A 21,138-nucleotide genomic window follows, 5' to 3' on the forward strand; every position below is an offset into this window, starting at 1 on the left:
GGATCGTCCGCAAGGAATGCACATGGGCGTGACCCGCCAAGGCGCGCTCGCCCCACCCGTGAGGCCGTTTTCCTCGTCTCACTTCTAATCACGCCCCATCGCCGCATGAATCAACATGATTGCTTGGCAGACCGCGCAACACGCATCAAAACAGCTGCCTCATGTCCTGGCTTAACCGCATCGAGCGACGGCTCGAACCTTTCGCAATTCCACACCTCACGCTCATCATCGTGGCGGGGCAGTTGTTAATGCTGGTTGCGATCAGGTTTCTCGGCATTTTCGCTTGGGAGGATTGCGTGCTCATGCCGTCGGCCGTGCTCCGCGGCGAATGGTGGAGGCTGATCACGTTCGCGTTTTTTCCGCCCACGTTCAGCCCGTTCTGGGCCGCGTTCGCGCTCTACATGATTTATTTGTTCGGCTCGGCGCTGGAGCATTATTGGGGCGAGGTGCGCTTCAACTTGTTTTTGCTCTGCGGCTACGTGCTCACGGTGGGCGTCGCGTTCATCACGCCAAACGCCATCGCGACCAACATTTTTATCAGCGGCTCGCTGTTTCTCGCGTTTGCGTATCTGAATCCCGAGTTCGAGATCATGGTGTTTTTCATCCTGCCGGTGAAAATCAAGTGGCTCGCGCTGATCACGTGGATTGGCTACGCGTTCACGTTTTTCACGGGCGGACTATCGGCGAAACTGATGGTCGTGGCGTCGGTGGGAAACTTTCTGATCTTTTTCTCGGGAGACCTGGCGCGACGGATTCGCTCGGGACGGCGGCGCATGGCAACACAGGCCGACCGGATCGCGCAGCAAAGCGACACGCCGATGATGCGCAATCGTTGTCATGTTTGCGGCAAGACGAGCCAGACGCACCCGCAGGAGGATTTTCGCTACTGCTCTAAATGCGAGGGCGAGTATTGCTACTGCTCCGAGCACATCCGCAACCATGAGCACGTGCGCGCCCCAAAAACGCCCGGCCGCGATGAGAAAGAATAACGCATGAAACAATCGTCGCGCAACGCACAGACGCCTCCCGCCTCGCTGCCGGTGACCTCGCAACTGGCGACGCTGCGCGACTGGCTCGCGTTTGCGGAGGACGCGTATGCGCGCGCGGGGCTGGCGCTCGGGCAGATCGCAACCAACGCGCACGACGAGGCGCTGTATCTTTTGCTGCGCACACTCGACTGGCCGCTCGACAGCGATGCCTCGGTTTTGGACAAACGCATCGCGCCCGCGCAACGAACCGCCTTGCGCGCGATGCTCCGGCGGCGGGTGATCGAGCGCGTGCCGGCGGCGTATATCACGCGCGAGGCGTTCCTGGGCGGAAACCGTTATTATGTGGATGAGCGCGTGCTGATTCCGCGATCGTATTTTCTGGAACTCATCCCCGCGCAGCTGGATTGCTGGCTGCCGCAAAACGGCAAGGGTGCGAGGCGCGTCGTGGATGTGTGCACGGGCTCGGGATGCCTGGCGATTGAGCTGGCGCATCATTTTCCAAATGCGCGGGTCGATGCGATCGACCTGTCGGCGGACGCGCTCGATGTTGCAAAAATCAACGTGCGCGAACACCGGCTTTCCAGGCGCGTGAAATTATACCGCAGCGATGTGTTTGACGCGGTGCCCGCGCCAAAATCGCCGGCAGAAAAATACGATGTGATCCTGAGCAATCCGCCCTACGAGCCGTCGCGCATTTGCGATGACCTGCCGGTGGAGTTTCAAAAGGAGCCTCGCCTCGCGCTCGACGGCGGACGCGACGGGCTCGACATCATTCGCAAGCTGCTCGCGCAGGCAAGGGACCGGCTCGCGCCGCACGGAATCGTCGTGATCGAAGTGGGCGGCCTGCGCCGCGCGATGGAAGGCGCGTTTGGCGCGCTCGGGCTGCACTGGCTGCACACCGAAGACGGAAGCGACTGCGTGTGCCTCGTGCAGGCAAAACACCTGCTGACATCGAAGTCGCCCGCAATTTGATGCGTCGAAAAATCAACCCGGAGGCCAGGCCATCTGGCGCCGGGCGAGCATGTGCATGTGGAAATGCGGAACCGTTTCGCAAGCGTCGGGACCGTTGTTGATGACAAGACGGAAACCGCGTTCGAGACCGAGTTTTTTGGCAACGACGCCGGCAGTCGTTATGAGATGCCCGAGGAGTTGCTCGTCCGGCGAATCGGGAATGGATTCCGCGGCGCGCGCGATCACGCGCTTGGGCACGATAAGCAAATGCACGGGAGCCTGCGGCTCGATGTCGTGGAGGACGATGCACTGGTCGTCCTCGTATTCGATTTTCGACGGAATCTCGCGGTCGATGATGCGCTGGAATAAGGTTTTGCTCATGGCGGGGAAGTTGGGTTGATGACAAAATCAACGGCGGAATTGTTCAAGCGCCAATGGCGGCGATTGCGCGCGAACATTTTCGCAAACACCCCGGAAATTCCTTGCCGCGAAAATCGTGGTGCTTGCCATCGGTGACCGTTGTTGGGACAACTCCGCACCGAATATCATGTTCGACTTCATCAAAAATCTTTTCCGCCCGAAGCAAAAACAACTCCTGCCCACGCTCACCGATTCGCTTTTCGGCCCCTTGGTTCATTTTCCCGCCGCCGGACTCTGGGCCGGGCAAATCCAGTTCCCGCCAGTTGAAGGAGAGGTCGAAATTCTAATCGAAGCCGACGACTCCGGACCGGGTGAAACGCAACGCGCCTTTTTTAACGAACTCGTCTCGCGCTGGCCGGAAGTCCAAAGCGCCATCGGCGAAATCCTTTTCCCTCCGATGAAAAAATGGGCCAAGCGCGACTACGACGAAAGCAACCCGTGGGGCTACTTCGACCTGCGCGGCATCCGCATCCCCTCGCTCACCGCGGAACCCGCCGAATGGGCGATTTCCTACTGGTGCCCGTCGGTGAAACACCACTTCGACGTCCAAATGTCCGGCTGGACGCCCGACGGCCTCGACATCAGCCGCAAGTAATTCCGCATTCCGAACTCCGCATTCCGCATTTTCCCAATGCCTTCTGTTCCGCATTTCGAACTCCTCAAAACCGATACGGCCACAGCAGCGCGTCGCGCGCGGCTGACAACGCGCCACGGCGTCGTGCAAACGCCCATCTTCATGCCCGTCGGCACGCAGGGCACAGTGAAAGCCGTCACGCCCGTGCAGCTTCGCGAAATCGGCGCGCAGATTATTCTCGGCAACACGTATCATCTCAACATCCGCCCCACCAGCGAACTCATCCGCGACATGGGCGGCCTGCATAAATTCATGGGCTGGGACGGCCCCATCCTCACCGACAGCGGCGGCTTCCAAGTTTTCTCGCTCGCCAAACTCCGCGACATCCGGCCCGACGGCGTCGCGTTTCAATCGCACCTCGACGGCGCGAAACTTTTCCTCGGCCCGCGCGAGGTCATGACGATCCAGCAAAACCTCGGCAGCGACATCGCCATGGTTTTGGACGAGTGTCCGCCCTTCCCTTGCGAGCGCGACGTGTGCGCGCATTCCGTCGCGCGCACCTTCGAGTGGGCGAAACAATGCAAGCAGATCGCCACCGACAACGGTTTCCTCGCCGCCGGCCACCACGTCTTCGCCATCGCGCAAGGCTCCACCTACGACGACATCCGCCGCGAGGCCGCCGAGGCGCTCGCCTCGCTCGACTTCCCCGGCTACGCCATCGGCGGCGTGAGCGTCGGCGAGCCCGAGCCGGAAATGCTCCAGCAAGTTTCCGCCTCGGTAAAATACCTCCCCGCGCACAAGCCCCGCTACACGATGGGCCTCGGCACCCCGCCGCAAATGCTCAAGATGATCGCGATGGGCGTGGACATGTTTGATTGCGTGATGCCCACGCGCGTCGCCCGCAACGGACTCGTCTTCACGCCCGACGGCCCGATCAACCTGCGCAATGAAAAATACCGCGCCGACCCGCGCCCCATCAGCGACGAAGTGCAAAACTACACGACCAATTTTTCGCGCGCCTACCTGCGCCATCTCACCACGTCGAACGAGATGCTGGCCGGCACGCTCCTCTCGATGCACAACTTGCACTTCTTCCTCGACCTCATGGCGCAAGCCCGCGCGCGCATCGAGGCGGGCGACTACGCGACATGGCACCGCGCATGGATAACACGCTACGAAGCCGGATCCAAGTAGGGGCGCGCCTTGCGCGCGCCCTCGAGTCCGCCCGCTTCATGATTGCGAGCGCCAATAGTCCTTCGCGCACGAGGGCACGCACGAGGAGTGCCCCTACGAAAGCATGATTCCCTACGTCCTTTTCTACCTCGGCTACGACGACGACCGCGGCGGCATCTGCTCGTTTCTCCGCGCGCTCTCGACCGCCGCCGCGCCGCATTTCGAAATGACGCTCGGCGTCAACGAAGCCGCGCAATTCGACCGCCTCGCGCTTCCTGTTATCGAGTTTCCAATCATCAATGGCGAAACGATTTCCCCTCGCACATTTTTGCGCGCCCGCATCATAGCCCGCGCCGCGCGCGAATGGCTCCGCGCCGATCCGCGCCGCGTTTTTCACGGATGTTCGCGCACCGGCCTTCTTGTCGCGCTCTGGCTCGCGCACTGGGGCGAGCGCCGTGTCGCCGCCACCGTGCATCATTACGGACGCCATCGTTGGTTTTACCGTCGTGCCGCGCGCACACTCACCCCCGGCAAACGCCTGTTTTTTCTGAGCCCGGAAATGTCCCGTTACTACGGCCTGCCGCCGCAAAGCTGGGACGACTGCCTGCCGCCATGCATTGTCCCGGGAACGCGGGCATCTTGCCCGCAAAACGAACCGCCCAAATTATTCGAAAATACAAAGCGGGCAGGATTCCCGCGCTCCCGAGGCGAAATCATCCGCGCCGCCGGCATTGGCGCGATTGTGCGCTGGAAGCGCTGGGAATTCGTGCTCGACGCACTCGCGCAACTGCCCGCGTATATTCGCGCGCAATGGCACTTCACGCACATCGGCGCGAACGACGGCACGGAGGATTCCATCCGCTACGAACGCGAACTGCGCGAACGCACGCGCGCGCTCAATCTCGAAACCCGCGTGACGTGGCTCGGCCAGCAACCCTCCTCCGCCCCGCTTCTCCGCGAAACCGACGTGCTCCTTGTCCCATCGGACAACGAACCTTTTTCGATCGCCCGAATCGAGGCGTTCGACGCCGATGTCCCCTCGATTTCAGCGGACTCGGGCGGTGCGCGTGATCTCATCACAACAACGCCCCCGGTAAACGGCTGGTTTTTCCGCACCGGAGACGCCGCGGATCTCGCGCGTGCGCTCGCGCATCTCGCGGAGACAAACGCGCTCGCCCAAGCGCGCATCGACCGCGACAGCCTGCGCCGGTTTTCCGCCGACCACTCCGCCCGGCAACACGCGCAAGTGTATGCCGGATTGCTCGAGTCCTGAACGTCGCACCAAGCTTTGGTGTTGCCGCCCGCGTGTGAAAATTGCTTTGTTTTGCCCAGTCTTTCCCCGCCTCATGCCTTCACTCATCGCCAAGTTGAAAATCCTGATTCTTGCAGTCGTTCTGCTGTTTGCGGGCATTGCAACAAACACAGCGCATGGATCCGGGGAATGGCTTCGTTTGAGCAGCGAGCATTTTGACCTGCTCAGTTGCGCACCGGAACGCGAATCCAAAATACTGTTGATTAGGCTGGAACAGTTTCGAGCGACCTTTTTCGCATTGTTTCCACAAGCGCGCACCTATTACAAGCGGCCCTATATTATCGTCTTTGACTCGCCTGAACAGTTCTCCGCCCATCTTCCATTGTATAAAGGCAAGTCTCGCGAGAATGTGGCGGGGATTTTCATGGAAAGTCCGGTCAGCTCCCGCATCATTTTGCAGAACGCGACGATTTTTGAGGGATTGAGAACAGTTTACCATGAATACGTCCACTCGCTTGTCGCGGCCATGGGGTTGCGTCCTCCGCTTTATATTAACGAGGGGCTTGCCGAGGTTTTTTCCACTTTCTCATCAAGGAGGGAAACCGTGTCGCTTGGCACAGCACCCTCGTGGCACCTCCGCGCCCTCAGAGAGTCGAAATGGCTGCCCTTTGAGACCGTTTTCACTGTTGATACCAATAGCCCCTATTACAATGAGACAAAACATGCCCGGATGTTTTATGCGCAATCGTGGGTGTTCATGCATTATATAATATGCGGCCAGAACACCGGTCTCATGAAAGCCGACCGACTTGATGTGTTCACAAACCTCTGTGAAACGCCGGGCGTTTCGACAGCCGACGCGCTTCAACAAGCATTTGGGCTGAACCAAAAAAAATTGAGCCGGACTCTCAAGTCCTACGCGAGCGGCGGGCGTTATACTGTCGTGAATCGCAAGGTGCCGGTCGGGTCGATTCTAAAACAAATAACATCCAAACCCGCCGATTCGCTTGAGCATGAAATGGAGCTGATTACCGTCAAGGGGCGCACCGATAGGGCGCACGACGCCGAGTTTCAACTTCTGCAACTATCCGAGCGCAATCCGAAAAATCCCCGCATCTACGAATTGCTCGCCGAAGTCAGGGCCGCCGGAAACAATCCCGCCGCGGCCCACGAATACTGGCGCAAAGCGGTGGAAAATAATTCCACAAATCCGCTGGCTTATGTGTGGTTTTTGCGCAGTTCCCGCGAGGTCGAAAATTCATCATTGAAACGCATAATGCCCGGGTTCGTGAGCACCGAGCTGAGAAAACTGGTGGATCGCGCGCTCGAACTCGCGCCGGATTGCATGGAGGCATACGAGTTGCTTGCGATGATCGAATCGCAAAGCCCGGAAATCCGCGTGGAGAAAATAAACAAGGTTCTCGAAGCGCTCTCATCCATGCGCCACAGGTCCAAGACTTACCACGCGCTCGCCATCATTTACTGGCGCCTGAAAAGATACGCCGACGCCGAGGCGGTGATCAAGGTAATGTCCGTCGATCCGAGGACGGACTATAAGGCCAAACGCGCCGCGCGTGAAGTGCTTCGCGAAATCGCAAGGGAAACCGGCAAACCGGTGCCGGCACCCCTGCCTCCCAAAATATAAAAGCGGGGCACGCGGCTGTTTCGCGGGGAACAATTCAACACACTTCATTGAAACCTCGCGTGATTTCGCGCATCTCATATTTTTTCAAAACATGAAACACGCCATTTCCACGCTCGCCCTTGCTTTCGTTTTTGCCGCGTCGCTTTTTGCCGCTCCTCCGGCCAATCCGCTGCCGCAGCTCAAAATCGACGACGCGGCGGTCGGCGACGGTAAATCGCCCGCGCTTGCAAGTTACGCCGACGCCGTGGAACCCGCGAAAAAATCCGTCGTGTCCATCGCCTCGGCGCGCTTTGTGCGGCAGCGGCTGCCGTTCCCGTGGTTCGCGCCGGGGGCGAATCGCGAATACAAGGTCGAGGGCCTCGGCTCGGGCGTGATCGTGTCCGCCGACGGTTACATCCTGACCAATAATCATGTCGTCGAGGACGCGGACGAGTTGACGGTGATACTGTCCGACGATCGCGAGTTCAAGGCGCGCGTCATCGGCACCGACCCGAAAACCGACGTGGCCGTCATCAAGATCGACGCAAAAAACCTTCCCCTCGCCACGCTTGCCGACAGCGACAAGTTGCGCGTCGGCGACATCGTGTTCGCAATCGGCAATCCGCTCGGCATCGGGCAAACCGTGACGATGGGCATCGTCTCCGCCACGGGCCGGCGCGTCGGCATCCTGGCCGAGGTCGAGGGCTACGAGGACTTCATCCAGACGGACGCCTCGATCAACCAGGGCAACAGCGGCGGCGCGCTCATCGACGCGAAGGGGCGCCTCGTGGGCATCAACAGCGCGATCATTTCGCCCACGCGCGGCAATGTGGGCATCGGGTTTGCGATTCCGGCAAACCTCGCCCGCAACATCATGAACAATCTCGTGACAAGCGGCAAAGTCACGCGCGGTTATTTCGGCGCAAGCGGCGAACCCCTCACGCCCGACCTCGCCGAGGCGCTCGACCTGCCGCGCGACACACGGGGCGTAATCCTCAACGACGTGACGCCCGACGGTCCGGCGGACAACGCGGGCCTGCGCCGCTACGACGTGATCACGGCAATCAACAACCGTCCCGTGACAAACGCCGCCGACCTGCGCACGCACGTCGCGCAACTCCCGCCCGACACCGAGGTGACCGTGAGGATTTTCCGCGACGGCAAGGCTGAAACCGCGATCGTGCGCCTTGGCAAATCGGGCGACGCGCTCGCCTACAACGAACTGCTGCCCGGCGTGCAGGTCACGCGCCTGACCGCAAGCCAGCGCCGCTCGCTGCGCATCTCAAGCAGCGTGGACGGCCTGTATGTCGTAAAAGTGGACGGCGACTCGCCCTACAAGGACTGGTTTGCCGAAGGCGCGGTGATTCTGGAAATCAACCGCGCAAGGGCGTCCAGTGTTGAAACCGCGCGCAACTCGCTCGTGCGCGGACGAAACCTGTTTGTCGTTTATTCAAAGGGCGCGGTGCGCACGATGGTGCTCGTGGTGAAGTGACGGAACCGGCGCGCGCGCGCAAAACCATGCCCGGGCGATGAAAAGCCCGGGCTTGCCGTTTCCCGCGATGCGGATTTTTCTAGGCGCATATTCTTCCATGAAAGTTCCGTTCCTCGACCTCTCCATTCAACACAAGGCGATTCGCGAAGACGCGCTGGCCGCGCTGGCGGCCACGTATGACGCGACGCGTTTTTGCCTCGGCAAGGACGTCGAGGATTTTGAAAAAAACTTTTCCGCGACGTTCGGCCATTCGCGCGCCCTCGGCATGAACAGCGGCACGTCGCCGCTTCATGTGGCCGCGATTTGCGGAGGCTTCGGGCCGGGCGACGAGGTGCTCGTGCCGACATTCACGTTCATCTCGTCCGCGTGGTGCATCAGCTACACGGGCGCGACGCCGAGGTTTGTCGATATCGAGGAGGGCACGCTCAACATGGATCCGGAAAAGATCGAGGCGGCAATCACCCCGAAAACAAAAGGCATGGTCGTGGTGCATTTGTTCGGGCAGCCGGCGCGCATGGATGAAATCATGGCGATCGCGCGCAAGCACAACCTGTTCGTGATCGAAGATTGCGCGCAGGCCGTGGGCGCGCGCTACAAGGGCGCGCCCGTGGGAACGATCGGCGACGCGGGCACGTTTAGTTTTTACCCGACAAAAAATCTCGGCGGCTGCGGCGAGGGCGGCCTGTTTGTGTCGGGGCGCGACGATGTTTTTGAAAAGGCGCGCATCCTGCGCGTGCATGGTTCGTCGCGGCGCTATCATCACGACATGGTCGGTTTTAACTATCGCATGGACGGGTTTCAGGGCGCGGTGCTCAATGTGAAACTGCCGCGTCTCGCCGCGTGGAACGCGCGGCGCCAGGCCATCGCGAAACGCTACATGGCCGAAATCAAGCTCGCCGATGTGATCATGCCTCAAGTGGTTGATTACGGCGCGAGCGTGTATCACCAGTTCACGATCCGCCATCCGCGCCGCGACGCGCTGCGCGAACATCTCGCGAAACGCGAGGTGGGCACGGATTTGATTTACCCGGTGGCGCTGCACCAGCAGGCGTGTTACGCGGGGCTCGGTTACAAGGCGGGCTCGCTGCCCGTGGCGGAAAAAGCATGCGCGACCTGCGTGAGCCTGCCGATCTTCCCCGAGCTGACCGACGAACAGGTGGGCCACGTCATCGAGTCGGTGAACACATTCTAACGGACGGCTTCCCGGCGGGCGGAAAGCCGCCGCGAAGTCACTGGAAAAACGCCCGCACGCAAAAATTGACTTTCGCCCGCACGCGACGTCCGTTTGCGTGTGCACACCCAAAACCATGCCGCGCCGGAAATCCGAATCTCCCAATGACAGCGAAAACGCCGGATCGGCCGGCGCGACCGCGTTCATCCAGCACGTCCGCCTCGCCGGACGCGCGCACGGGCTTGTCAAAAACCTGGGCGGCTTCAGCAAAAAGCACCACAGCGTGCCCGATTTCGCGAGCGCGGCGGCAGTGGCGTTTCTCGGCAAACTTTGCGCGGACGAACTCGCCGTCGAAGCCGAGGCATTTTTCCAGAAGGCGCGCGCCGCGTTCGCCTACAAACGCAAGGATATCTCGCTCGATGTCTCCAGCCCCGCCGCCGTGCTCACCTCGCGCCACTTCACGCTCGAATGGAACTACGCGCTCAACGAAGACGACCCCGCCGAGTGGACGCTCACGCGCACACTGCACACGCTCGATTTCTCGCACGAAAACGCCGAACCCGCGTTCGAGGAATTGTTCGCGGGCATGTTCGACTCAATCGTGTTTGCGCTGACCAAGGGCGCGCGCGTCGAGGACGTGATCGACGCCGTGGAATCATTCGACACCGGGGAGGACTGGACAAATCCCGCGCCGCTCACCGTGACGTATCCGTCGGACTGCGCCACGTGCACCCTGCGCGTCGACGGAGTGCCCGCGGAGGTTGTTTTTAGCGGAGGCGAGTTGTCGATGGTGTTTCCACGCGCCGGATCGCCGCGCGAGTTAATCGAGGCGTTCGCCGCGGCTCGCCATGCGTTCGCCCTCACCCGCCACCCGGCGCTGATGGCGCTCCTGTAAAACAATTGTCCATGAATCACCATCCGTTGACATAAGCGGCGAAAAACCTAGCCTACATTTTTCTCTAAAACATCATGGCCTACACTGAAGATCGCGCAGCCTGGTTTGAAGGGCAAGGACTCTGGCAGCACGTCCCGGCGTCCGATTGGAACGACTGGGTCTGGCAGCTCAAGAACCGCATCACCACGCTCGACGAGCTTGAGAAATACATGGTGCTCACGCAGGACGAGCGACGGGGCATCGCCTTCGCGGGGCACAAGCTCTCCCTCGCAATCACGCCCCACTTTTTTAATCTCATCGACCGAAACAACCCCAACTGCCCCGTCCGCCTCCAAGTTATTCCGCGCGAGGGAGAGTCAATCATCAGCCGCGAGGAAATGCTCGACTCGCTCGGCGAGGACGAGCACTCGCCCGTGCCCGGCCTCGTGCACCGCTATCCGGATCGCGTGCTGTTTCTTGTCACGGATCGCTGCGCCTCGTATTGCCGCTATTGCACGCGCAGCCGCCTCGTGAGCAACGCGCAGGATTACAATTTTCATCCCGAATACGAGCAGGGCCTGCGCTACATCGAGTCGCACCCCGAGGTGCGCGACGTGCTTCTCTCCGGCGGCGACCCGCTCCTCCTTTCCGACAAAAAACTGGAGCATCTGCTCAGCCGCCTTCGCGCGATCAAGCACGTCGAGTTCATCCGCATCGGCTCGCGCATCCCGGTGTTTCTTCCACAGCGCATCACGCCCGCGCTCTGCGATATTTTCAAAAAATACGGCCCAATCTGGATGAGCATTCACGTGAACCATCCCAAGGAATGCACCGCCGACCTCCGCGCCGCGTGCGAACGCCTCAGCTTTGCGGGTGTCCCGCTCGGCAACCAAAGCGTGCTGCTGCGCGGCGTGAACGACGATGCCGGGACGATGAAAACGCTTGTTCACCGCCTGCTCCAAATGCGCGTGCGCCCGTATTACCTGTATCAAATGGACCTCATCACGGGCGGCTCGCACTTCAAGGTCGACGTGCGCAAGGGTCTCGAAATCATCCACGCCCTCCGCGGCCACACGACCGGCTACGCCATCCCCCAATACGTAATTGATGCGCCCGGCGGCGGCGGCAAAGTCCCGATCAACCCCGACTACATCGAAAAAATCACCGACGAGGAAGTCGTTTTCAAAAACTACGAAGGCCAAACCTACCGCTATCCGCTGACGAACACACCAGTGACGCGAACGATCAAATCTGCATCTACAACATAAAGATGCCATACCTCATTCACTGGAACAAAGGTCGCCATGCCCCGCTAAACGCGTTCAACTAAAAATGGGAGACCTCATGACAGGCATCTGGGTGACAACCGCCCTTATTGCAATTATCGGATTCATTCCATATGGGACTTGGATCGTTTACACAGCCGTAAAAAAACGCTGGAAGAAACTTGGAATTCAGGTTGCGGCTCCCTTAATCATATATTTGATGCTAATCAGCATAAGTCCGCCTGTAAACAAGTTAGGATATAAGCAATACCTCAAAGGTTTGTATGGCACTAACGTGAATTTTGAGCCGCCGATTTTCGAATATAATTCTGAACGCGCGTTCAATGGAGATGGATACTCGATTTCAGTTTATGAACTACCGCGATCCATCAGAGCGCGCTTTGAATCAGCTGATGAGAAACTTTTCACAGAGCATCCAAAACGCCCAAGTTATCGCAACCATTGGAAAGTGGAGCATTGGAGAGAGGGTCCATTTGAAGAAGAATTCAAACATTATTTAAATTTTGCGCTTAGTGCTTACGGCGAATCCGATGGCTCAGAATTGTTAAAACAATTTGATGCCATTCGTCAGGCAGTGATGCGCAAAGGGACGTATTATGCTTTTTTTTACTACGCCCACGGAGAACACCCCGGCGATATTGATTTATTTATAATAGATATAACAAACAATCGACTTTATTCAATCAACCATAACACATAAACGAAATCAAGGGCTCCGCACAAAACGGAAACGATTTATTGACCCTCAAAGCCGTGTTACTTCCTAGGAAAAACGTCAGCACCATATAGACGAACAATTTTCAAAATCTCAAAAACCTCGCAAGAAATTGCATGATGGTCGTAGAAAACATCACAAGCGGCCCGTCCGCTAACGGGTTTGCGATTATTCTAATCGTTAAAAAACACTGACAATGCACCATGTCCTGAAACAATCCCACACCTCGACATGGCTTCGGAAACACCACAACGCATTGTAATCGCAGGCGGCGGCGCGGCCGGCTACTTTGCCGCGATCACCTGCGCGGAGGCGTGCGCGCGGAACAACACGGACGTCGAAATCACCCTTCTCGAGGCCGCCCCGCAACCGCTCGCCAAGGTTCGCATTTCCGGCGGCGGCCGCTGCAACGTCACCCGCGCCTGCTTTGATACGCGCGAACTCGTCAAGGGCTACCCGCGCGGCGGCCGCGAACTTCTCGGCGCGTTTCACCGCTGGCAGCCGCGCGACACAATCGAGTGGTTTGAATCACGCGGAGTTCCGCTCATCACGCAGCCCGACTTGCGCATGTTTCCCGCGGCCGACACCTCGCAAGCCATTATCGACTGCCTGCAACACGCCGCCGCACGCACAGGGGTAAAAGTGCGAACCAAATGCGGCCTGACAAACGCCGTCGCTTCCGCCGCGCCGCGCTCATTCAATCTCGCCCTCTCCACAGGCGAAACCCTCCCCTGCGACCGCCTCCTCATCGCCACTGGAGGAGGAGCCAAATCCGGCGCCACGCTCGCCATCGCCGAAAAACTCGGCCACACCATCGAGGCGCCCGTCCCCTCGCTTTTCACATTCAATATCGACGATCCGCGACTGCGCGATCTCGCCGGCTTTGCCGTTCCCTGCGCCGCCACCGCAATCCCCGACTCGACGCCAAAGCTCCGCGAAACCGGCCCCATGATAATCACTCATTGGGGGCTCAGCGGCCCCGCCATCCTGAAAATCTCAGCATGGGGCGCGCGCGAACTCCACGCGCGCAATTATCATTTTCCGCTCACGGTTAACTGGCTCGGCCCCATCACCACGGAGCAGGCGCGCGCCACGCTTGCCGCGACGCGCGCCTCGCACGCGCGCCGGCAAATCACCACGAGCAACCCCTTCGCGCTCTCCTCGCGCCTGTGGGAGCGGCTCGCCGCCGCGGCAAACATCCCCGCCGCGACGACCTGGGCCAACCTCTCCAAAACACAACTCGCCGCCCTTGCCGCGCAATGCACCGCGTGCGAATTCACCGTTACGGGCAAAAGCACCAACAAGGACGAATTTGTGACCTGCGGCGGTGTGCGCCTCGGCGAGGTCGATTTCAAAACCATGCAAAGCCGCGTTTGCCCCGGGCTTTATTTTGCCGGCGAAGTGCTCGACATTGACGGCATCACCGGCGGTTACAATTTCCAAGCCGCCTGGACAACCGGCCGCCTTGCCGGGCTTGCGATGGCGGAAAACTAAAAATCATCATCCGGAAACGCCGCGGATTTTGGTAGGGCGGTTTCGCCGAAACCGCCGCGTTTGGCACTCAAACCCCCGACGCCCAACAAGGATGCCGTTTCATTTAAAATGCCCCTGTTTGAAAACATAAGACATTGGCATCACCTGCATGCGTCTGCGGCATCCATGGATTTTCTTCCTTTTTCACATCACCCTTTCGCCTTCGCGCGCCATCTTTTACTTCCTAATTTTCAATTCTTAATTTCTAATTTTTTCTTCCATGATCAAACTCGTAGTCACCGACATCGACGGCACGCTCGTTGATGACAACAAAAACTTGAGCCCGGATTTTTGGGAAACTATCGACCAAATCTCCCAAAAAGGCATCATCTTCGCCGTCGCAAGCGGACGCCAGTATTACACGCTTGCCGCGCAATTCGAACGCATGAAAGACCGGATGCTGTTTATCGCCGAGAACGGCGCCTATGCCTCGTATGAAAACCGGGAGATCCTCACCGTCGCGCTCGAACCCGCCGTCGTGCACAATTTCATAAAAATCGGCCGCGCCATCGCCGACACCTACCCGGTTCTTTGCGGGAAAAATTCGACCTATGTCGAAAACGACAACGAGTATTTCCTGTCCGTGGTGAATCATTATTGCGCAAGGCTGCAACGCGTGGACGACCTCACCCAAGTCGGGGACACGCTGCTGAAATTCAGCATGTTCGACCTCGTCGATTCCGAGACGCACGCATACCCCCACTTCAAACAATTCGAGCGCGACTACAAAGTCGCGCCCGCCGGAAAGCGCTGGCTCGACATGACCGCGCCCGACGCCAACAAGGGCGCCGCCCTCAGGCACGCCCAGCGGCAACTCGGCATCTCGCCCGACGAAACCCTCGTCTTCGGCGACTACCTCAACGACCTCGAAATGATGCGCGAGGCCAAATACAGCTACGCCATGAAAAACGCCCACCCCGAAATAATAAAGGCGGCGAATTTCGTCACCGACCGCGACAACAACAACCACGGCGTCGTTGATATGATTCGGAAACTCTGCCTGAACGCATGACCCGCCGGGCCTCGTCACCCACGATGTGTTATTATGCGACTCATCGGTCGCAATGTCTTGAGTCCAGTTATTACTTTTTAATTCTTACCTTCTAATTCCTAATTTTCGCACCGTGCCGCTGCCTCCCATCATTTACGAAGACGACGCGCTGATCGCTTTTGACAAGCCATCAGGCCTGCTCATCGCGCCTGATCGCTGGGACAAGACGCGCGAAAATTTGATGGGACTCGTTCATGATAAATTTGGCCACACTGTCGCGAATGTCCACCGGCTCGACGCCGACACGAGCGGCATCGTGCTTTGCACAAAAACAAAACCCGCGCTCGATTTTGTGAGCGGACAGTTTCAGTCCAAAACCGTTCGCAAAAAATACCTCGCGCTCACCGTCCTTTTGCCGCCCGAACGCGCGATGAAGTTCCCCTCGCCCATCGTGCCGCGCACCACCGGAGGGATCCTGCCGGAAAACTTCACCGTCGAAACCGGCCTCGACCATGACAATTCGAACCCGGGTCGCATGCGCGTGTTTCGCAAGCGCGGCGGCAAACCCAGCCTCACCGAGTTCACCGCGCTGGAGCATTTCGGGCGTTATGTGCTTTACGAGTGCCGCCCCATCACAGGCCGCACGCATCAAATCCGCGTGCATCTCGCAGCCGCCGGCGCGCCCTGCCTGAACGACCCTTTTTATGGCGACACCACGGAGCTGCTTCTTCTCTCAAACTTGAAGCGCGGCTACAAAGGTCGCGCCGATGAAAAACCCCTCATCGCGCGCCTCGCCCTGCACGCAAGCGAACTCACGATCACGCACCCGCTCACCCGCGAGCCGGTTACGATTCATTGCGAAACCCCCAACGACTTCAAAGTCGCGCTCAAATATCTGCGCAAATTTCCAGGACGCGAAAAACACTGACGCACACCGCACCCGAAGATGCCTCCTGAAATTCAACTCGATTTGTTCGGCCTGTTCACACCCGCGTCCGGTGTGCACAAATCGCCGCCCGACGGACCAGCGCCCTCTTCTTTTGGTGACACGGACGTGTCGTCCGAAATCGTCTATGTGCGCAGCCCTCGCGCGCGCCATTACCGGCTCACGCTCAGGCGCGACGGCTCCGCGGTTGTCACGATTCCATCGCGCGGCAGCGAACGCGAAGCGCGGCGTTTCGCGGCAGACCACGCGGACTGGCTTGCCCGCGCCCGGGCGCGCCAGGAGAAGAAGCCCCGCGCGGCAACAACCTGGGGCGTCGGCACGCGAATTCTCTGGCGCGGCGAAATGACCGCCATTCGCGTCGCCCCCGGATCCGCCGCCGAGCGCCCCGCCGTCGCGCTTGACGCAAACAATTCAGGCGCACCCGACACCTTTCGCGTTGCAAGCCTCACGTCCGACCTGCGCCCCACGCTTGAGGCTCATTTTTTGCGCATTGCCAAAGTGGAGCTCCCCGCGCGCACATGGGAGCTCGCCGCCGAGACGCGCGTGCCCGTCACCCGGGTCACCGTGCGCAATCAACGCACCCGTTGGGGTTCGTGCACGGCCGACGGCATTATCTCGCTCAACTGGCGTCTCGTGCAGGCCCCGATTTTTGTGCGCGACTATATTATTTACCACGAACTCATGCACCTGCGCGAAATGAACCACTCCGCGCGCTTCTGGGCGCGGGTCGCCGAGGTCTGCCCGTGGTGGCAGGACGCCGAGCGCTGGATCAAACAAAACGGCGGCCTGCTCGGACTGTAAGACAATATTGTCAAAACACGCCCCGGCGGCGGCGGCGACGCTGCGCTTGTGCCTTGTCCTGAACAAGCTGCTTGAATCCCCCAAACCGCAAAACCCGCGCAGTTCGCGCCAAAATGCACGCAGCGGCACTAGGCAATCTGTATTACTTTATGCGACACTGGGCTCTAGTTTTTCCTGAAACAACTTTCTTAACTTTATGAAAACATACCTGTATTTCACGCTCGCCCCGGAATCCCTCGTTGCATCGCATCTGCCCCCCGCCGAATTCGGCAACTACATCGCCGTCGGACCGAATCGCAATTCCAGCGGACAGGCACAGTTTTTCGAAATCGATCCCGAATGGCGCACCGACGCGCTCCCCATGCAGGACATCGCCAAGCGATGCGTCCCCCACCCCGACGGCGCCCCGCGCAAGTCAACTTACCTCGCCATCTATCGTGTCCTTGAGCACATTCCCTTTGGCGCCATCGGCGACCTGCACCTCGCCACGGCAAGCGGCATGGTGCTTTCGCTGAAAGCGAAAAACGATATTCCCCCAGAAACCGAGGACCGTTTTCATCTTTACCAGGAATATTGCCCCGCGCAGCCCCGCGTTGTCAGCATTTACGGACCGGCGCGTTTCGGCGCGCACCTCACCGACCCCGCGCAGCCCGTCAGTGTGCCCAAGCTCATTTTTGCGGAACTCAAACTTGGCAACCTCGCCAAGAACCCCGAGGCCACCGGCCTTGGCAACCTGCCTTATCCGAACATTGACCACCTGCGCGACTGCCTGCGCGAGTTTACCTTCAAGCCGGCAAAACCCACCAAGGTTTTCATTCGCAATGTCAGCGATGCCGTCCTCTACCGCACCATTCGCAACGGCTACTACGTGGGCCAGCAAAACGACATCAAGCATTACCCGCTTCCCGCGATCGACGAGCTCGAAACCACCCACCTCGACTGGTGGCGTTCGGCGCAAAATGTCTTCGGCGGCTGATTTCAGAACACACCCATAATGAGCGCATGACAACCATGTGCACCGCCCACGCGGACACGTGCATGCGCAAAAACCAAACCCTCACGCCATAGCTATATCCTCATTTAAAGATCAACAACTTCCGCAAGCCGCACTCCATTTTTTCTTAAACAACAATGATAACACAGTCCCCCATATTCTGGCTCACGCCACTGGCCTCAATTCTCGCACTCGGCTTTGCCGCGTGGTTTTATATGCGCATGAAAAGCGCGCCGGAGGGCACTTCGCGAATGGCGGAAATCGCCTCCCATGTGCGCGCCGGCGCAATGGCGTATCTGAAACAGCAATACAAAATCGTCGGCATTTTCTTTATCATTCTGACCATCACCTTTGCGATCCTCGCCTACGGCTTCGGACTGCAAAACGGCTGGGTGCCCTTCGCCTTCATCACGGGCGGTTTCTTCTCGGGCCTCGCCGGTTTCTTCGGCATGAAGACGGCCACCTACGCCTCCTCGCGCGTCGCGCACGCCGCCAGCCAGTCGCTCAACTCCGGGCTTCGCCTCGCGTTTCGCTCCGGCGCCGTCATGGGGCTTGTTGTCGTCGGCCTCGCGCTTCTCGACATCGCCGTGTGGTTCCTCGTGCTCAACCACTTCATCGATGATCCCGACCAAGGGCACAAGCTCACCATCATCACCACCACCATGCTGACCTTCGGCATGGGCGCGTCGCTGCAAGCGCTCTTCGCACGCGTCGGCGGCGGCATCTTCACCAAGGCGGCCGACGTCGGCGCCGACCTCGTCGGCAAAGTCGAGGCGGGCATCCCCGAGGACGACCCGCGCAATCCCGCCACCATCGCCGACAACGTCGGTGACAACGTCGGCGACGTCGCCGGCATGGGCGCCGACCTCTACGAGTCCTACGCCGGCTCCATCCTCGCCACCGCCGCGCTCGGCGCCGCCGCCTTCGCGGGCAATCCCGCCGCCGTTGCCGACGGCACCGCCTACAAGGCCGTCATCGCCCCCATGATCATCGCCGCAGTCGGCACCATCCTTTCCATCCTCGGCATCTTTGTCGTGCGCACCAAGGAAGGTGCCTCGCAACGCAACCTCCTCGACGCGCTCAGCCGCGGCGTCAACTTCAGCTCCCTTCTCATTGTCATCCTCTCGTGGGTCGTTCTCTACCTCCTCGAAATCCCCAACCACTGGGGCATCTGGGGCGCGATTGTCACCGGCCTGATCGCCGGCATCCTCATCGGCAAGACGACAGAATACTACACCTCGCAAGAATACAAACCCACCAAGCACATCGCGCAAAACGCCACCACCGGCCCCGCCACCGTCATCATCTCCGGGCTCGGCGTCGGCATGCTCTCGACAGCCATCCCCGTCATCACCGTCGTCGTCGGCACCATCCTCGCCTACTGCTTCGCGTCCGGATCGTGGAAATTCACACCCGAGTCCATGTCGATGGGACTTTACGGCATCGGTATCGCCGCAGTCGGCATGCTCTCCACGCTCGGCATCACGCTCGCCACCGACGCCTACGGCCCCATCGCCGACAACGCCGGCGGCAACGCCGAGATGTCCGGCCTCGGGCCCGAGGTGCGCAAACGCACCGACGCGCTCGACTCGCTTGGCAACACCACCGCAGCCACCGGCAAGGGCTTCGCAATCGGCTCCGCCGCCCTCACCGCGCTCGCGCTCCTTGCCTCCTATGTCGAAGAACTCAAAATCGCGGTCGATCACCTGCAAGTGGAGACCATTGAGATCGCCGGGCACGCGGTTGAGTCCGCCAAAATCCTAAAGGCAAACATTCCAGAATTCATGACCATTTTTGAGGTCCATCTCATGAATCCGAAAGTCATCGTCGGCCTCTTCATCGGCGCCATGATGGCGTTTCTCTTCTGCGGCCTGACAATGAACGCCGTCGGTCGCGCCGCCTCGCGCATGGTTGAGGAAGTGCGCCGCCAGTTCCGCGAAAAACCCGGCATCCTTGAAGGCAAGGACATGCCCGATTACGCCCGCTGCGTGGAAATCTCCACCGCCGGCGCGCAACGCGAAATGATCATCCCCTCGATGCTCGCGGTCGTGGTGCCCATCGCCACCGGCCTGCTCTTCGGCGTGCCCGGCGTGTTCGGATTGCTCGGCGGCGGCCTCGCCGGCGGCTTCGTCCTCGCCATCTTCATGGCCAACTCCGGCGGCGCGTGGGACAACGCCAAGAAATACATCGAGGAAGGCCACCTCGGCGGCAAAGGCTCGATCGCGCACAAGGCCGCCGTCATCGGCGACACCGTCGGCGATCCCTTCAAGGACACCTCCGGCCCCAGCCTGAATATCCTCATCAAGCTCATGAGCATGGTCTCGATCGTCACCGCCGGCGTGAACATCGCCTTTACGCTATTCTAAAACCCAGCGGCATCACCGGCCCCGGTTTTCACACGCCGCATCCACGAACTGATGCGGCGTTTTATTTTTAAGTTTCACAAATAAAGCCCGTGCCGTCCGCGCCACAAAAACTCTTGCCCGTTATCATTTTGTATCATAAGAAACCAAATTATTCACAACCAGCCGGAACATTTTTCAGCAAGCCAAACCATCTGACATCTTATCACCAAAGGACACGTTACCCATTGCGCCAAAGCAAAATATCCAAACGCACTGTTCTGAGATCATGACAAGTCAAGCCAGCATCCCCTACCCCTACGCATACTCGCACGCATCAAGCGAAGCCGCTGTCACATTGCTGCTTTGCCTGTTCATATCGGCTTACATTGTCGCCGCCGCCTACACGCTTTTTCACTGCGCCAGCGTAAAAAAAATGCGAGGGAAAAAACTCTACTTGGCCGGAATAACACTCATCCCCTTTCTGGGCACCGTTCTTTACTGGAAAAACCGCGTGGATGCGCTCTCCGAAACGGATGCTGAGACCCCCTCCAGCAACACGCGCCCGCCGATCCCAAGGGCGCCCGACAAATACTCAAGCCCCCCGGCACCAAGCCACCCTCCGCGCTATTCCACGATGCCTCCCTTTGAATTCGCCGCGCAATCAAAGCCGCCCTTTCCCACAAAGTCACCCTTTGGAACCGCTGTCGAAAAGTCGCTCGAAAAATCGGAAACTCCACCGCGCGCGGACGACGACCTGAGAACCGCGTGAGCCATCGAGCGGCTCCACACTCCACCTGCGCGCCATAATTTGGCGGCGAGAGAATGTTGGCGCGCGAATCCGCCCGGCATATATTACACGAAACCTGTTTCGCACGGGATACCCGCGGGCGTGTTTTGTTTATAATATATGAAAAACTCAACGCGGGTTTTCATTTTGCATCCATTGGCGCGAGATTAAAGTCTAACTCAGTGCAGAGCTGAAACGGACTTCCATATAATCACGCATT

19 protein-coding genes are annotated in these 21,138 nt (G+C 59.4%); 18 read left to right on the plus strand and 1 reads right to left on the minus strand.

What is annotated here, in order from left to right:
- Positions 1-161 precede the first annotated feature (161 nt).
- A complete protein-coding gene (locus CKA38_RS03490; RefSeq protein WP_108826389.1) occupies positions 162-989 on the plus strand; it encodes a rhomboid family intramembrane serine protease in 828 nt (275 codons plus the stop codon).
- Between the two features lie 3 nt (positions 990-992).
- Positions 993-1,961, plus strand: a complete 969-nt coding sequence (gene prmB / locus CKA38_RS03495) for a 50S ribosomal protein L3 N(5)-glutamine methyltransferase (protein ID WP_108824247.1) — start codon at positions 993-995, stop codon at positions 1,959-1,961.
- Positions 1,962-1,973: 12 nt separating this feature from the next.
- Here prmB and CKA38_RS03500 read toward each other — a convergent pair whose 3' ends face one another.
- Positions 1,974-2,321 (minus strand): histidine triad nucleotide-binding protein, encoded by a 348-nt coding sequence (locus CKA38_RS03500; RefSeq protein ID WP_108824248.1) that lies wholly within the window; start codon positions 2,319-2,321, stop codon positions 1,974-1,976.
- Between the two features lie 166 nt (positions 2,322-2,487).
- On the opposite strand from CKA38_RS03500, the gene CKA38_RS03505 reads away from it, so the two are divergent.
- The 16 genes from CKA38_RS03505 to CKA38_RS03575 all read left to right on the plus strand — a co-directional run bounded on the left by CKA38_RS03505 (position 2,488) and on the right by CKA38_RS03575 (position 20,900).
- On the plus strand, positions 2,488-2,955 hold the full coding sequence (locus tag CKA38_RS03505) for a hypothetical protein (protein ID WP_152032650.1): 468 nt from the start codon (positions 2,488-2,490) through the stop codon (positions 2,953-2,955).
- 36 nt (positions 2,956-2,991) lie between these two features.
- Positions 2,992-4,128, plus strand: a complete 1,137-nt coding sequence (gene tgt, locus CKA38_RS03510; RefSeq protein WP_108824250.1) for a tRNA guanosine(34) transglycosylase Tgt — start codon at positions 2,992-2,994, stop codon at positions 4,126-4,128.
- A 103-nt stretch (positions 4,129-4,231) separates the two neighbouring features.
- Positions 4,232-5,380 (plus strand): glycosyltransferase family 4 protein, encoded by a 1,149-nt coding sequence (locus CKA38_RS03515; RefSeq protein ID WP_108824251.1) that lies wholly within the window; start codon positions 4,232-4,234, stop codon positions 5,378-5,380.
- Between the two features lie 403 nt (positions 5,381-5,783).
- Entirely contained in the window at positions 5,784-7,004 is a 1,221-nt protein-coding gene (locus tag CKA38_RS03520; protein WP_161554706.1) for a DUF1570 domain-containing protein, read from the plus strand.
- A 91-nt stretch (positions 7,005-7,095) separates the two neighbouring features.
- A complete protein-coding gene (locus tag CKA38_RS03525; protein ID WP_108824253.1) occupies positions 7,096-8,475 on the plus strand; it encodes a Do family serine endopeptidase in 1,380 nt (459 codons plus the stop codon).
- Between the two features lie 97 nt (positions 8,476-8,572).
- Positions 8,573-9,667 (plus strand): DegT/DnrJ/EryC1/StrS family aminotransferase, encoded by a 1,095-nt coding sequence (locus CKA38_RS03530; protein WP_108824254.1) that lies wholly within the window; start codon positions 8,573-8,575, stop codon positions 9,665-9,667.
- A 115-nt stretch (positions 9,668-9,782) separates the two neighbouring features.
- Positions 9,783-10,541 (plus strand): hypothetical protein, encoded by a 759-nt coding sequence (locus tag CKA38_RS03535; RefSeq protein WP_108826390.1) that lies wholly within the window; start codon positions 9,783-9,785, stop codon positions 10,539-10,541.
- Positions 10,542-10,615: 74 nt separating this feature from the next.
- A complete protein-coding gene (locus tag CKA38_RS03540; RefSeq protein WP_108824255.1) occupies positions 10,616-11,788 on the plus strand; it encodes a KamA family radical SAM protein in 1,173 nt (390 codons plus the stop codon).
- Positions 11,789-11,852: 64 nt separating this feature from the next.
- Positions 11,853-12,506, plus strand: a complete 654-nt coding sequence (locus tag CKA38_RS15265; RefSeq protein WP_236919136.1) for a hypothetical protein — start codon at positions 11,853-11,855, stop codon at positions 12,504-12,506.
- A gap of 246 nt (positions 12,507-12,752) precedes the next feature.
- Positions 12,753-14,015, plus strand: coding sequence for a BaiN/RdsA family NAD(P)/FAD-dependent oxidoreductase (locus tag CKA38_RS03545; RefSeq protein WP_108824256.1), 1,263 nt, complete (start codon positions 12,753-12,755; stop codon positions 14,013-14,015).
- 259 nt (positions 14,016-14,274) lie between these two features.
- Positions 14,275-15,066, plus strand: a complete 792-nt coding sequence (locus CKA38_RS03550) for an HAD family hydrolase (protein WP_108824257.1) — start codon at positions 14,275-14,277, stop codon at positions 15,064-15,066.
- 112 nt (positions 15,067-15,178) lie between these two features.
- Positions 15,179-15,973, plus strand: coding sequence for an RluA family pseudouridine synthase (locus CKA38_RS03555; protein WP_108824258.1), 795 nt, complete (start codon positions 15,179-15,181; stop codon positions 15,971-15,973).
- A gap of 18 nt (positions 15,974-15,991) precedes the next feature.
- Entirely contained in the window at positions 15,992-16,792 is an 801-nt protein-coding gene (locus tag CKA38_RS03560) for a M48 family metallopeptidase (protein ID WP_108824259.1), read from the plus strand.
- 196 nt (positions 16,793-16,988) lie between these two features.
- Positions 16,989-17,768, plus strand: a complete 780-nt coding sequence (locus CKA38_RS03565; RefSeq protein ID WP_108824260.1) for a hypothetical protein — start codon at positions 16,989-16,991, stop codon at positions 17,766-17,768.
- Between the two features lie 155 nt (positions 17,769-17,923).
- Complete coding sequence (locus CKA38_RS03570) at positions 17,924-20,152, plus strand: sodium-translocating pyrophosphatase (protein ID WP_108824261.1); 2,229 nt, start codon at positions 17,924-17,926, stop codon at positions 20,150-20,152.
- 265 nt (positions 20,153-20,417) lie between these two features.
- Positions 20,418-20,900: a hypothetical protein gene (locus CKA38_RS03575; RefSeq protein WP_108824262.1), complete on the plus strand. Its 483-nt coding sequence runs from the start codon at positions 20,418-20,420 to the stop codon at positions 20,898-20,900.
- The last annotated feature ends 238 nt before the right edge of the window (positions 20,901-21,138 follow it).

Origin of the sequence: Ereboglobus luteus, from assembly GCF_003096195.1 — a bacterium.
Lineage (GTDB): Bacteria > Verrucomicrobiota > Verrucomicrobiia > Opitutales > Opitutaceae > Ereboglobus > Ereboglobus luteus.

Bases quoted from the DNA above. Each gene is read 5' to 3' on its own strand.
- CKA38_RS03545 (WP_108824256.1), top strand. From the start codon at position 12,753: ATGGCTTCGGAAACACCACAACGCATTGTAATCGCAGGCGGCGGCGCG.
- CKA38_RS03520 (WP_161554706.1), top strand. From the start codon at position 5,784: ATGGAAAGTCCGGTCAGCTCCCGCATCATTTTGCAGAACGCGACGATT.
- CKA38_RS15265 (WP_236919136.1), top strand. From the start codon at position 11,853: ATGGGAGACCTCATGACAGGCATCTGGGTGACAACCGCCCTTATTGCA.
- CKA38_RS03565 (WP_108824260.1), top strand. From the start codon at position 16,989: ATGAAAACATACCTGTATTTCACGCTCGCCCCGGAATCCCTCGTTGCA.
- prmB (WP_108824247.1), top strand. From the start codon at position 993: ATGAAACAATCGTCGCGCAACGCACAGACGCCTCCCGCCTCGCTGCCG.
- tgt (WP_108824250.1), top strand. From the start codon at position 2,992: ATGCCTTCTGTTCCGCATTTCGAACTCCTCAAAACCGATACGGCCACA.
- CKA38_RS03515 (WP_108824251.1), top strand. From the start codon at position 4,232: ATGATTCCCTACGTCCTTTTCTACCTCGGCTACGACGACGACCGCGGC.
- CKA38_RS03525 (WP_108824253.1), top strand. From the start codon at position 7,096: ATGAAACACGCCATTTCCACGCTCGCCCTTGCTTTCGTTTTTGCCGCG.
- CKA38_RS03530 (WP_108824254.1), top strand. From the start codon at position 8,573: ATGAAAGTTCCGTTCCTCGACCTCTCCATTCAACACAAGGCGATTCGC.
- CKA38_RS03535 (WP_108826390.1), top strand. From the start codon at position 9,783: ATGCCGCGCCGGAAATCCGAATCTCCCAATGACAGCGAAAACGCCGGA.
- CKA38_RS03500 (WP_108824248.1), bottom strand. From the start codon at position 2,321: ATGAGCAAAACCTTATTCCAGCGCATCATCGACCGCGAGATTCCGTCG.
- CKA38_RS03540 (WP_108824255.1), top strand. From the start codon at position 10,616: ATGGCCTACACTGAAGATCGCGCAGCCTGGTTTGAAGGGCAAGGACTC.
- CKA38_RS03550 (WP_108824257.1), top strand. From the start codon at position 14,275: ATGATCAAACTCGTAGTCACCGACATCGACGGCACGCTCGTTGATGAC.
- CKA38_RS03505 (WP_152032650.1), top strand. From the start codon at position 2,488: ATGTTCGACTTCATCAAAAATCTTTTCCGCCCGAAGCAAAAACAACTC.
- CKA38_RS03490 (WP_108826389.1), top strand. From the start codon at position 162: ATGTCCTGGCTTAACCGCATCGAGCGACGGCTCGAACCTTTCGCAATT.
- CKA38_RS03575 (WP_108824262.1), top strand. From the start codon at position 20,418: ATGACAAGTCAAGCCAGCATCCCCTACCCCTACGCATACTCGCACGCA.
- CKA38_RS03560 (WP_108824259.1), top strand. From the start codon at position 15,992: ATGCCTCCTGAAATTCAACTCGATTTGTTCGGCCTGTTCACACCCGCG.
- CKA38_RS03570 (WP_108824261.1), top strand. From the start codon at position 17,924: ATGATAACACAGTCCCCCATATTCTGGCTCACGCCACTGGCCTCAATT.